The 345-nt window shown below is 61.7% G+C and carries 1 protein-coding gene; it reads right to left on the reverse strand.

The window, feature by feature from the left end; genetic code table 11:
• A partial coding sequence (locus AC0L3U_RS38765; protein WP_473365017.1) for an ABC transporter permease subunit occupies positions 1 to 345 on the reverse strand: 345 nt, incomplete at both ends.

The following is a 345-nucleotide window of genomic DNA, read 5'->3' on the forward strand; positions in this document are numbered from 1 at the left end:
ATTTTCACCATGCTGATGAACTCGTTGCCCACCGGCGGAATGATCACGCGCATGGCCTGCGGAAGAATGATCCTGCGCAGCGCCTGCAGGCTGGGCATGCCGATGGACTTGGCGGCTTCGTACTGGCCGGTGTCCACCGACAACAGGCCGGCACGTACCACTTCGGCGGTGTAGGCACCCTGGTTGATACTCAGGCCGAGCAGGGCGGCCACGAACGGCGTCATCAGGTCCACGGTGTCGATGCTGAACAGACCGGGGATGGCGATCACCGGGAAAATCAGCGCCAGGTTGAACCACAGCAGCAACTGCAGAATCAGCGGCGTGCCACGAAACAGCCAGGTGTAG

The sequence above is a fragment of the Bradyrhizobium sp. Kon69 genome, assembly GCF_055807515.1.